7 protein-coding genes and 1 rRNA gene (1 of these 8 running past the window's edge) are annotated in these 12,741 nt (G+C 40.2%); 6 read left to right on the forward strand and 2 right to left on the reverse strand.

Annotation, left to right across the window (positions count from 1 at the left end):
- Position 1: 1 nt before the first annotated feature.
- From ANA7108_RS0123145 to ANA7108_RS0123155, 3 genes are read left to right on the forward strand one after another with little or no spacing between them, the layout of a single operon-like run.
- Positions 2 to 1,453 carry a glycosyltransferase gene (locus ANA7108_RS0123145; protein ID WP_016953214.1) on the forward strand — a complete coding sequence of 484 codons (1,452 nt, stop codon included), beginning with the start codon at positions 2 to 4 and terminating at the stop codon, positions 1,451 to 1,453.
- 1 nt (position 1,454) lies between these two features.
- Positions 1,455 to 2,414, forward strand: a complete 960-nt coding sequence (locus ANA7108_RS0123150; RefSeq protein ID WP_016953215.1) for a glycosyltransferase family 2 protein — start codon at positions 1,455 to 1,457, stop codon at positions 2,412 to 2,414.
- Complete coding sequence (locus tag ANA7108_RS0123155; RefSeq protein ID WP_016953216.1) at positions 2,395 to 3,492, forward strand: glycosyltransferase family 1 protein; 1,098 nt, start codon at positions 2,395 to 2,397, stop codon at positions 3,490 to 3,492. The genes ANA7108_RS0123150 and ANA7108_RS0123155 overlap by 20 nt, the downstream gene beginning before the upstream one ends.
- Before the next feature lie 186 nt (positions 3,493 to 3,678).
- On the opposite strand, the gene pyk is transcribed toward ANA7108_RS0123155, so the two are convergent.
- Positions 3,679 to 5,445 carry a pyruvate kinase gene (gene pyk, locus ANA7108_RS0123160; RefSeq protein WP_016953217.1) on the reverse strand — a complete coding sequence of 589 codons (1,767 nt, stop codon included), beginning with the start codon at positions 5,443 to 5,445 and terminating at the stop codon, positions 3,679 to 3,681.
- A 452-nt stretch (positions 5,446 to 5,897) separates the two neighbouring features.
- Entirely contained in the window at positions 5,898 to 6,857 is a 960-nt protein-coding gene (locus tag ANA7108_RS0123165; RefSeq protein ID WP_016953218.1) for an NAD-dependent epimerase/dehydratase family protein, read from the reverse strand.
- A 570-nt stretch (positions 6,858 to 7,427) separates the two neighbouring features.
- Between ANA7108_RS0123165 and purD the strand changes: the two genes are divergently transcribed.
- The 3 genes from purD to ANA7108_RS0123180 form a co-directional block, all read left to right on the forward strand.
- Entirely contained in the window at positions 7,428 to 8,714 is a 1,287-nt protein-coding gene (purD, locus tag ANA7108_RS0123170; protein WP_016953219.1) for a phosphoribosylamine--glycine ligase, read from the forward strand.
- A gap of 158 nt (positions 8,715 to 8,872) precedes the next feature.
- Positions 8,873 to 10,912, forward strand: a complete 2,040-nt coding sequence (gene nblS / locus ANA7108_RS0123175) for a two-component system sensor histidine kinase NblS (RefSeq protein ID WP_016953220.1) — start codon at positions 8,873 to 8,875, stop codon at positions 10,910 to 10,912.
- Between the two features lie 630 nt (positions 10,913 to 11,542).
- Positions 11,543 to 12,741 (forward strand): 16S ribosomal RNA (locus ANA7108_RS0123180) (it continues 290 nt past the right edge of the window).

Here is a 12,741-nt window from a genome sequence, read left to right on the forward strand (position 1 = left end):
TATGTACATAGTATTTCCTACTTTTGAACTTGCTCCTTTATGTAATGGTGGTATAGGAAACTATATATCTAATGTCATTCAATGTTTAAACAATTCATCATATAAACCATTAATTTTATTGTATAATTTAATTCCAGATAATGCTCTTAAAGCCAAGCAACATTTTCATAATTTAAATTTAAAATGTGAGATTATCCATGTCAATGATTTTTCAGAAATAAAATTAGGATCTGAAGATATCTATGACATAGATAAAACATCTTTGGCTCTTAAGCAGAGTTTAGAGAAAATCATTAATCAAAAAAATATTGTAGGGATTGAGTGGTGTGAACACGCAGGTATCGCATTTCACATATTGCGAGATAAACACTGTAATCCTCAGTCATTATTCAAAAATATAGTTATGTGGGTTCACCTACATGGTGCTAGAGAAATTTGGGATTTAACTGATAGATATCCAGTCAGTTTATATCAAGGTAATGGCTATGCTTTATCTAATTATGCAGAAAGATTATCTTTAGAACTTGCTGATGCTTGGAAAAGTCCCTCCTTAGCAGTAGCAAATTGGTATACAGAATACTTTGGTATTGACAATCGAGTTGTTATTTCATCTTTGCCTTATAAAAAATTAGCAGAGCAAAACTCACACTATCAAATTCAACCTCCCCAATTGCCTCTGAAGATACTTTGCCCAGGAAGAATACAATATATTAAAGGGAGTGATATTGTAGCTCGTACCTGTGCAGAATTATGTAAAATATTTCCTAACCAGTTTCATGTTATTTTTGCTGGTTACAATGTACCTACAGCTAATTCAAACTTTGCTTCTTCATTAGACGAAATAAAGAGCTTTATACCTAAAGAGTTTTTACATCATTTTTCTTTTCATGGTAAATATTTACCAGAAGAATACTTAAAAATTGCCCAAGATGCTCACTTAGCAATTTTTCCATCTCGTGTCGAAACATTTTGCCTTGCTGCTCATGAACTTAACTGGATTGGTATTCCTCTAATTTTATCTGATATTCCTGCATTTAAAGATCATTTTCAAGATTCCATAAATTGCTATAAGTTTGATGGAACTGTTGAAGGTTTAACTGATATTTTAACCCGGATTTTAAATAATACTGAATTATTGACAAAAATTAAATCAGAACCAATTTCTGAATTCAATCCAGATGTATTTGATAAACTTATAAATATGCCTATGGTATCTAAAGTCAGTTCTAACTATGTCTTGTTTACAAGAATGCAGGAGTTGCAATTATCACCTAATAGTGATTTCCATTCAGTCCATTTTAAAGATTTGTCAGTAAACGATATCAAAACTTTACTTATGGCAGCAGCTTGGAAAGTTATGAAAAAATTAGCAGATAGGTTATCAGCTACACCAGAAATTAGAATTAAGATTAAAAATTTGTTTAAAGTAATTACTAGAACTAAAACTATCTAAAGTGAAACCAAAAGTATCTATTGTTATTTGTACTTGTGAACGCCCTGCTTCACTGAGGAAAACTCTTATAGCGTTGGAGAACTTAACTAATGATAACTTTGAAGTTGTGATCATTGATGCTTCTACCACTACGGATACACTAAATATAGTAACTTCACTATCTCAACAATCCAGTTATTACATCAAGCTAGATAAAATTAACATCAAAAATATTAGTGTATCTCGCAATAGAGGTATAAAGTTTGCATCAGGATCTATTATCGCATTTTTAGATGATGATGCAATTCCACCACCTAACTGGATAGAAAAACTTCTATCAATCTATTCTTTACATGGTAATAAATGTGGAGGAGTTGGTGGCACAGTGAGAGATATGACAAAATCTGATTATCCGTTGCAATACCATTGTGGGATCACAAATATTATTAGTAATACCATTGCCATTCGATCTGGTGATAACATTAATTACAACGAACCGCAGGGTTTTTGGTACAATGGCTTAATGGGAGCAAATTCATCTTATCGCAAAGATGTATTAGAGAAAATAAATGGATATGATGAATTTTTTGAATATTTTTTAGATGAAACTGATGTTTGTCTGCGTGTGATTCAAGCAGCTTATGAAATCCACTATTGTGATGTAGTTGTAGATCATTATCCCCAAGCTAGTCATAATCGTCAAGATCAAAAACATCTTACTTGCTGGTATTCTCTAGCTAAAAATACCACTTATTTTGCACTAAAACACGCTTTAAAAAAAATTCCCTTCCCTATTTTAATTACACGTCTAACCATACTCCTAATTTATCGTTGCTTTTTAAGAATTATTCGTCTTAAATTTACTCATCATCTCTCAAATAAGCTTTTATGGAAATATATTAAAGAATCTATTGAGGGTATCCGTTTAGGTTGGACTGCTGGTATGACTTTACATAAAGTAAATGAGAGCAAAGAGAATTAAATTTGTGGATAATAACCTACTAATCAATCTTTCATTTCTCCTAACGAAACCCACAGGTACAACCACCTACGCTCTTAATCTTTTACCTCAATTACAAAGACTTCAACCGACACTTTTAACTTCACAATTTTTTCCTAATTATAACTGCTATCAAACTCCTACTAGCCTAACATCAGAACAAGGTTTAAAAGGACATTTAAACCGCTTATTTTGGACACAATTTCAACTACTAAAAATCTATCAAAGCCTCAAATCTCAACTTTTATTTTCCCCTATCCCCGAAGCACCCCTTTATACAAAATGTCGCTTTATTGTCATGTCCCATGACATGATACCATTACGCTTTCCTAAACGCTTTTCACCACTCACACCATACCATCGTTACTATGTTCCCCAAGTTCTCAATCAAGCACAACACATTATTTGCAACTCCCAAGTAACCGCTAAAGATTTAGTTGATTTTTTCGACATTCCTACTAGTAAAATCACACCAATTCCCCTCGCATACAATCGCTTAAATTTCAAATTCCTTAATCTCACCACCCGTAATTACTTCCTATACATCGGTCGTCAAGACCCTTATAAAAATGTCCAAAGATTAATTACAGCTTTTTCCGCGCTACCTAATAGAAATGACTATGAACTATGGTTAGCAGGACCTTATGATCAACGTTACTCTCCATTATTAGAAATACAATCTCAAGAATTAGGAATAAGTCATCTTGTGAAATTTCTTAACTATGTATCTTACGACGAATTACCAATAATTATTAATCAAGCAATTGCATTAGTTTTCCCCAGTTTATGGGAAGGATTTGGTTTACCAGTTTTAGAAGCAATGGCTTGTGGTACACCAGTTATTACCTCTAATATTTCCTCACTTCCAGAAGTTGCGGGAGATGCTGCTATTTTGATTAATCCTTATAATACAGGGGAAATCACCGCAGCAATGCAAGCAATTATTAATGATTCAGAAACCAGACAACAACTTTCAGAACAAGGACTAAAAAGAGCAAATCAATTTAGTTGGGAAAAAACTGGGCTGGATACAGTAGAGATTTTAAAAGAATATCTTTAAGATAATTTATAATCCTAAATAGGAAGAAATTCGACATCATCCAACCTCAAGGTAAATTAGTCCGCGCCATTGTTGGTACAATCTTTGATGTTTCGGTAATCGGTAATCGGTAATCGGTAATCGGTAATCGGTAATCGGTAAAACATTTTTATCAATCACCTCTTCCCCAATCACCTATTACCAAATTTAAGTTCCCACTGCACCAGAGTAAACCAAACCCCGTTGCATATCCAAAGTCAAAATCGCCCCGTCTTTAATTACCTTTGTTGCTTCCTTCACACCCACAATTACTGGTACACCAAGACGTAAACCAATTACAGCCGCGTGACTTGTAAGACTTTCCTCTTCAGTAATAATCCCCCCAGCTTTACGAATTGCTTCCACAAAATCAACACCAGTGCGGGATGCGACCAAAATATCTCCAGAGTTAAAGTTACTGGCATCCATAGCATTATGAATTACCCTTGCCCGTCCACTCACAGAACCTTGACCTAGACCAATTCCCTGTCCGAGTACAGCAGTCACCACTTCCACTTTAATCAAGTCTGTTGACCCAGAAACGCCCTGAAGCGTACCCGCAGTCATTACCACTAAATCACCTTCAGTTAAGAGGTGTTTTTCCTGGGCAACATTGATAGCAGCTTGGAATGTTTGACCTGTAGAAGGTAGTTCTAGCACCAACAACGGTTTAATACCCCATACCATCTGTAACTGTCGTGCCACGTTGACATGGGGTGTAATAGCTAAAATTGGTGTTTTGGGGCGGAACTTAGAAACGTTGCGGGCTGTAGCCCCGGTTTGTGTCAACGTCATAATTGCGGCTGCACCCAAATTTTCAGCAATTTGACCAACAGCTTGGCTAATCGCATTGGGAATAGAACGCCTTTTGTCTCTTGACAGACGAGAATTGGTGTTGAGGGTTTCTTCTTGTTCAATGCGTTCAGCTATTCTCGCCATTGTCGCTACAGCTTCTACGGGGAAACTACCAACAGCAGTTTCATTGGAAAGCATCACTGCGTCTGTACCATCTAAGATCGCGTTGGCAACATCAGATACTTCTGCACGAGTGGGACGGGGGTTACTGACCATGCTATCTAGCATTTGGGTAGCGGTAATAATGGGGATACCCAAGCGGTTGGCTGTAGCAATTAGCCGTTTTTGCAGTACAGGGACATCTTCTGCTGGTAGTTCTACTCCTAAGTCACCTCTAGCAACCATAACCCCATCACACAAAGTCAGAATTGCTTCCATTTGTTCAATGGCTTCGTGCTTTTCGATTTTGGCAACTACAGGGACATTTTTGCCGGTGCTGGAGATGAGTTCTTTAATTTCGATAATATCCTGGGGATTGCGAACAAAGGAAAGTGCTACCCAATCTACACCTTGGTCTAGACCAAACATCAGATCCTCTCGGTCTTTGTCGGTCATGGCTTTAATGGATAAGTAAACTCCCGGAAAGTTTACCCCTTTGTTGTTGGAAAGTTTACCAGGAACTGTTACCCGACAATGTAAATCACCTTTTTCGTGGTTAATCTCCTCAACTACCATTTCAACTTTGCCATCATCGAGGAGGATATTTGAACCTACAGGGACTTCATCTGCTAAGTAATCGTAGGTAACGCAGCTAATTGACTGTGTTCCTTCTATGAGGCGATTTGTTAATGTAAAGCGATCGCCCTTCGCCAAAATTATAGAACCATTTTCAAACTTACCCAAGCGAATTTTTGGCCCTTGCAAATCTTGGAGAATTGCTACTGGTCTATTGAGTTCAAAGGCGGTTTGCCGAATTAGGCGAATACTACGCTGATGGTCAGCATGAGTTCCGTGGGAAAAGTTTAGTCGCAGTGTTGTTGCACCCGCTTCAATAATCGCTTTCAGCATTTCTGGACTACTGGTAGCAGGTCCGATAGTAGCAACAATTTTAGTTCGGCGCTGAGAATCTCTTAATTGCATAGGGGCTAATTTCAAAATAATCTATCTGGGAAGTAATCGTATATTCAGCGGCATCTCTTTTTCAGTCACTGTTATATGATGTAAGCAGCTGGACAGAGATGTTGCAGGATAGGTCTATGGACTTATACCAATCTTATTTGCATCCTCCTTCGGGGATATTTTTCCGGAATGAAAGCATTAGTACTGGTCAAACTTTACCCGTCAGCAAGACATAGGTCTAGTTTGGAATCATAGCGTCATTCATTCGTTAATCAGCAAAAACAGCGGATAAATCTTGTCATACAAAATTTCATAAGTAACTTAGCAAAATTAATTATACATTTTGCCAAAAACTAAAAATCTCTGTATTTCTTGACGGTTCTCTATTCCCTCCACGACAATTTCCTCAGTCGCTACAACTGAGGGAAACTCCGAAACTTTTGTTTTTTCCTTGATACTTTTAAGCTCAATGCCTAAGTCCCATAACCATACAATGCTTTAACCCATTCCCATTCCCGAGTTAAACCCTCTTGCAAAGCTACTTGTGGCTGATATCCAAGAATTTTTTGTGCTTTGGATACATCCGCAGCCGTGTGACGCGCATCTCCCATAGCCTTTTCAATATGGTTACGTTTGATGGGTTTACCAACTATATCTTCTATGGTGTCTAATACTTCTGCTAAAACTACTCTGCTACCACCACCAATATTAAAAATTTCTCCTACTGCTTCTGGTATAGTAGCTGCGGCTAAATTCGCCCCAATGGCATCAGTGACAAATGTAAAATCCCGTGTTTGTTGTCCATCACCATAAACGGGAATGGCTTGATCTTCTAAAACTGCTTTAAAAAACTTATGAAATGCCATATCTGGCCGCTGTCGAGGTCCATAAACTGTAAAATAGCGCAAGGATACAAAAGGAACAGCGAAGTTTTTGTGATATAGTTCACACAATCTTTCACCTGCTAATTTAGTAATACCGTAAGGTGAAACTGGCAACGGCTTAATTTCTTCATTAGTCGGTAAAGTTTCTGCATCACCATATACACTAGATGAAGAGGCAAATACTAATCTTTTCAGGTTTTGAGCATCCTTTGCAGCTTCTAACAAAACTTGTGTAGCATTAATGTTTCTTTCAGTATAGGCGCGAAAGCCTTTCCCCCATGAGTTTCTTACTCCCGCTTGCGCTGCTTGATGATAAACTACTTCCACATCTTGGAAAAGTTTTGGTAAATCTAAAAATTGAATATCGCCTTCAATTAATGTAAAGTTAGGCGACTGTTGAAAGGTAGCAATATTTTTCCGCTTCAACATTGGATCATAGTAATCATTAAATTCATCAATGCCGATGACTTCTTCTCCTCTTTGCAATAATGTATCGACAAGGTGAGAACCTATAAAGCCAGCCACTCCAGTAACGATAATTTTAGCCATGTTGCTGATTTTTTGAGATTTTGGGAATTTTTTTAGGAGCGCAATAGTAAATACTCAGAAATTAGACTAATACCAATTTTATGTGAGGTCGCACATAATTCTAAAATCCATTGATTTATCCGCGTCTATCTGCGTACATCCGCGTTCAATTATTCTATGCAGCTTCATATTAATCTGGTATAAGCTGTGATATGTTTTTAAGTGTTTATTTTTTTTATGTAAAAAACTAGGAGATTTTACAAATTTTGCAATTTTTTAATTTATTGTAATTAATTTTGCTGTTGAACAAAAATTCTCGATCTACTTGGATTTAGGCGTAAATTAGGTTTTGACCCTTGATTTATAAAGCTTTGAGGTTCATTTTCTGATATGTCCATATAATAAACTTCAGTCGCATAATAGCAAAAAATACCACCAAAATCCGGTATAGAAGAGTTTTTTCCACTTAAGAGTCACCATAAGCCCTTGATTAGTAGGATAATTAGTGAAAAATTTGGGCTTCTACCAGAAGTCTATATGATCAGTAGCCTGAAGGCATTCTCATTTTACAAGGGACATACAAGGAAATAAGTGAAGGTTTTAGTTGTAGGTAATGGGGGACGTGAACACGCTCTAGCGTGGAAACTTCTACAATCAAAGAAAATTGAGCAAATTGTCTGTGTACCGGGAAATGGGGGTACAGCAAGTATGGAATGCTGCCAAAACATCCCTCTCGCGGTAGATGACTTTGAGGGTATCAGCAAACTTGCTTTAGAAAAGGATATTTCTGTAGTTGTAGTCGGTCCAGAAGTACCTTTAGCAATGGGAATTACCGACTATCTCCAAAGCAAAGGACTGATGGTATTTGGACCAAGTAAAGCGGGAGCGCAAATTGAAGCTAGTAAGGCTTGGGCTAAGGCGTTAATGCAAGAAGCAGGAATTCCCACAGCCAAAGCAGCGGTATTTACGGAAGCAATAGCAGCAAAATCTTACATAAAATCACAGGGAGCGCCAATTGTTGTTAAAGCTGACGGTTTAGCTGCTGGTAAAGGTGTGACAGTTGCCCAAACCCTTGCAAAAGCCGAAGATGCCATTGATGCCATTTTTCAGGGGCAGTTTGGCAGTGCGGGTAATTTTGTCGTGATTGAAGAATGTTTGCTGGGGCAAGAGGTATCAGTTTTAGCCTTGACTGATGGATTAACGATTCGTCCTTTACTTCCTGCTCAAGATCATAAGCGGATTGGTGATGGTGATACCGGAGATAATACTGGGGGCATGGGCGCTTATGCTCCTGCACCGATTGCAACACCAGAGTTGATGGCAAGGGTGCAAACAGAAGTTTTAGAAAAAGCGATCGCAATTTTAAGAAGCAAAGGCATCGACTACCGAGGTGTGCTGTATGCTGGATTAATGGTTTCAGCAGATGGTGACTTTAAAGTTTTAGAATTTAACTGTCGTTTCGGTGATCCAGAAACCCAAGTTATTTTGCCATTGCTAGAAACACCCCTAGAAGATTTAATTTTGGCTTGCACTCAGCAGCGTTTAGCAGAAATGCCGCCTATTGCTTGGAAAAAAGGGGCTGCTGCCACTGTAGTAGCTGCCTCAGGAGGTTATCCAGGAGAATATGAAAAAGGCCAGGTAATAGGGGGTATTAAGGAGGCAGAAGCATCAGGTGCAAAAGTATTTCATGCTGGCACAAAGTTGAACGAACAGCAGCAAATATTGACAGACGGTGGTAGAGTTTTAAATGTCACTGGGCTGGGCGAAAATTTTCAACAAGCGATCGCTCAGGCATATGCTGGCATCCAACACATTCATTTTTCAGGGGTATATTACCGTAGGGATATTGGTCATAGAGTGCTGAGTCCTAAGTCCTAAGTGCGGAATGCTGAGTTAGCAGTTAGTAGTTTTCCCCACATCCCCACCTCCCTGTCTACTCATCTCCCCAACTTCTCCCTAGCATTTTTGGCAAATTAACTGTTAATTTTTAAGTTGTTGGGGTAGAAAACCAAGAACTACTAACAACTGTATTTAAGATGCTGGCTCCTTTAACAACAATCCGAGATGCTTTCGCTCAAGGCGTATCAAAGACACTCGCTCATTGGTGGTCTGATTTCACCCTTCAGACCAAACTACTAGCTGTAGCTACTTTAGTGGTTTCCCTGGTGATGAGTGGTCTAACTTTCTGGGCAGTGAACACAATTCAGCAAGATGCACGTCTGAACGACACCCGCTTCGGTCGTGACCTCGGACTTCTACTTGCATCAAATGTTGCGCCCTTGATTGCAGATCACAATCTCACAGAAGTTGCCCAATTTTCCCAACGTTTCTACAGCAGCACCTCCAGTGTGCGTTATATGCTCTACGCTGATGAAACAGGGAAAATCTTTTTTGGCATTCCCTTTTGGGAACCAGAAGTAGAAAACTCCCTCACCATTAAGCGGCGCATACAACTACCAGAAGATTACCCAGGTGATAATGACCAACCAATGGTGCGTCAACACATATCCCCAGATGGTGTCGTCACTGATGTATTTATTCCCCTCATAGTTAATAAACAATATTTAGGTGTTTTAGCAGTCGGCATTAATCCCAACCAAACAGCAGTTATATCCACTAATTTCACCCGTGATGTTACCATTGCGGTGTTTATCACCATTTGGGTGATGGTAATTTTGGCAGGAGTAATCAACGCCTTAACCATTACTAAACCAATTAAAGAACTACTCGTAGGCGTAAAACAGATTGCTACGGGTAATTTTAAACAGCGAATTGACTTACCCCTAGGTGGTGAACTAGGAGAGCTAATTTTAAGCTTTAATGAAATGGCAGAGCGCCTAGAGCGCTACGAAGAACAGAATATTGAAGAACTAACCGCAGAAAAAGCCAAATTAGAAACCTTAGTTTCCACCATTGCCGATGGTGCTGTGCTGATTGACAATAATATGCAGGTAATTCTAGTCAACCCTACAGCACGGCGAATTTTTGGTTGGGAAGGCAGTGATGTCGTGGGTAGCAACGTATTGCATAACTTGCCCATAAGCGTACAAATGGAAATCAGCCGCACCTTGTATGAAATGGCTGCCGGAGAATGCGAAAGTGCTGAGTTTCGTATCCCACTCAACGAACCCACCAAGCGCACAATCCGTATTCTCTTGACTACAGTGCTTAACCTGCAAAGGGAAAGTATTAAAGGCATTGCCATCACTGTGCAAGATATCACCCGTGAGGTAGAACTAAATGAAGCCAAAAGTCAATTTATCAGTAATGTCTCTCACGAACTGCGAACACCCCTCTTTAACATCAAAACCTATATTGAAACCCTACATGATTATGGCGAAGACTTGGGTTTAGAAGAACGCCAAGAATTTTTGGAAACCGTTAATCATGAAACTGATAGACTTACTCGCCTAGTCAATGATGTTTTGGATTTATCAAAACTCGAATCTGGACGCACCTACAATTTTGATGGTGTCGATTTGGCGCAAGCACTGGAACAGACATTGCGTACCTACCAACTCAATGCTAGAGATAAAGGCATTGAACTAGCTCAGGAAGTTGCCCCTAACTTACCCTTAGTCCTAGGTAATTATGATTTGTTGTTACAAGTATTTGGTAACTTAATTGGTAATGCCCTCAAATTCACCCCGTCTGGTGGAAAAGTTGCAATCCGTGCCTACCAGCTAAATCCTCAACCCAACTCTTCTTTTTCTTCCCTGAACTCTAACCCAACTGAACAATTTGCGAACGCTACACAGCGCGAAGGTTCACACCATCAGTCTAGTAAGGTACGGCTAGAAATCAGTGATACAGGAATTGGCATTGCGCCAGAAGACCAACAGGCAATCTTTGACCGCTTCTTCCGGGTAGAAAACCGGGTTCATACCCTCGAAGGTACTGGTTTGGGTCTATCTATTGTCAGAAATATTATTGACAGGCATCACAGTAAAGTTAATTTGGTTAGTGAAGTTGGTATCGGTACTACTTTTTGGTTTGACTTGGCTGTATTTGATGAAGAAGTATCGCCTTTACAGGTTTTATCCACTATCAAAACATCTGAAGGGACAAAAAACTGATTGGCACTATGTACGCTGTATTATATATGACTAAAGCCTGGAATCCCCCCCCCGATGAAATGGGTTTCTTCACGAATCGCACTTACACGGATCTCTTCGGCTCAATACCATCTAGACTCTAACTCAAAATCTTTTTGCCCGTAGTACCTACTACCGTCCAATAAGGGTTCAGCGTTCCTCAGTTGCGTCAATCTTACAGCGATCGCTTGACAATCAAGACAGTCGCTACCTATGTGTCGCATTATGTTTTTAACTGGACATCACCTTCTAAACTTAGAAATTTTTTAAATGGAAATACTCTAAATTGCCTCATCAGTTTTTTATTCGTTTTACCCAGTCCTCTGTACTGGACTGAAGTTCCCTCCTCTAAACCTTCAGTTACTGGATATTCTTCATGGAAGAGAAGAGAAGACCAAAAAAAAAGTTGATGGAAACCCTTGACAAGACCAAAAAGAAGTTGCTATATTGTTTGAGTGAGGGCAAGAGCCTGAGCAACTGAACCGAGAAAAGATAATACTTTGAAAGAGTAAAAACAGAATACCTCGTCTAAAAAATAAAACTGAAGAGTTCTTGAAAGAGATAGAGAGAACTTGGGAAGTTAAGAAATTGAAGAGCTAAAGAAAACGAACCAAAACGGAGAGTTTGATCCTGGCTCAGGATGAACGCTGGCGGTATGCTTAACACATGCAAGTCGAACGGAATCCTTAGGGATTTAGTGGCGGACGGGTGAGTAACGCGTGAGAATCTGGCTTCAGGTCTGGGACAACCACTGGAAACGGTGGCTAATACCGGATGTGCCGAGAGGTAAAAGGCTTGCTGCCTGAAGATGAGCTTGCGTCTGATTAGCTAGTTGGTAGTGTAATGGACTACCAAGGCGACGATCAGTAGCTGGTCTGAGAGGATGATCAGCCACACTGGGACTGAGACACGGCCCAGACTCCTACGGGAGGCAGCAGTGGGGAATTTTCCGCAATGGGCGAAAGCCTGACGGAGCAATACCGCGTGAGGGAGGAAGGCTCTTGGGTTGTAAACCTCTTTTCTCAGGGAAGAAAAAAATGACGGTACCTGAGGAATAAGCATCGGCTAACTCCGTGCCAGCAGCCGCGGTAATACGGAGGATGCAAGCGTTATCCGGAATGATTGGGCGTAAAGGGTCCGCAGGTGGCTATGTAAGTCTGCTGTTAAAGAGCGAGGCTCAACCTTGTAAGAGCAGTGGAAACTACATAGCTAGAGTGCGTTCGGGGCAGAGGGAATTCCTGGTGTAGCGGTGAAATGCGTAGATATCAGGAAGAACACCGGTGGCGAAAGCGCTCTGCTAGGCCGCAACTGACACTGAGGGACGAAAGCTAGGGGAGCGAATGGGATTAGATACCCCAGTAGTCCTAGCCGTAAACGATGGATACTAGGCGTGGCTTGTATCGACCCGAGCCGTGCCGTAGCTAACGCGTTAAGTATCCCGCCTGGGGAGTACGCACGCAAGTGTGAAACTCAAAGGAATTGACGGGGGCCCGCACAAGCGGTGGAGTATGTGGTTTAATTCGATGCAACGCGAAGAACCTTACCAAGACTTGACATGTTGCGAATCTTCTTGAAAGGGGAGAGTGCCTTAGGGAGCGCAAACACAGGTGGTGCATGGCTGTCGTCAGCTCGTGTCGTGAGATGTTGGGTTAAGTCCCGCAACGAGCGCAACCCTCGTTTCTAGTTGCCAGCAATAAGATGGGAACTCTAGAGAGACTGCCGGTGACAAACCGGAGGAAGGTGGGGATGACGTCAAGTCAGCATGCCCCTTACGTCTTGGGCTACACACGTACTACAATGCTACGGACAAA

The organism is Anabaena sp. PCC 7108 (genome assembly GCF_000332135.1).
Classification (GTDB): domain Bacteria; phylum Cyanobacteriota; class Cyanobacteriia; order Cyanobacteriales; family Nostocaceae; genus Anabaena.

Excerpts from the sequence above, each read along its gene's own strand:
- ANA7108_RS0123145 (WP_016953214.1), top strand. The coding sequence starts at position 2 with ATGTACATAGTATTTCCTACTTTTGAACTTGCTCCTTTATGTAATGGT.
- ANA7108_RS0123155 (WP_016953216.1), top strand. The coding sequence starts at position 2,395 with ATGAGAGCAAAGAGAATTAAATTTGTGGATAATAACCTACTAATCAAT.
- pyk (WP_016953217.1), bottom strand. The coding sequence starts at position 5,445 with ATGCAATTAAGAGATTCTCAGCGCCGAACTAAAATTGTTGCTACTATC.
- ANA7108_RS0123165 (WP_016953218.1), bottom strand. The coding sequence starts at position 6,857 with ATGGCTAAAATTATCGTTACTGGAGTGGCTGGCTTTATAGGTTCTCAC.
- nblS (WP_016953220.1), top strand. The coding sequence starts at position 8,873 with ATGCTGGCTCCTTTAACAACAATCCGAGATGCTTTCGCTCAAGGCGTA.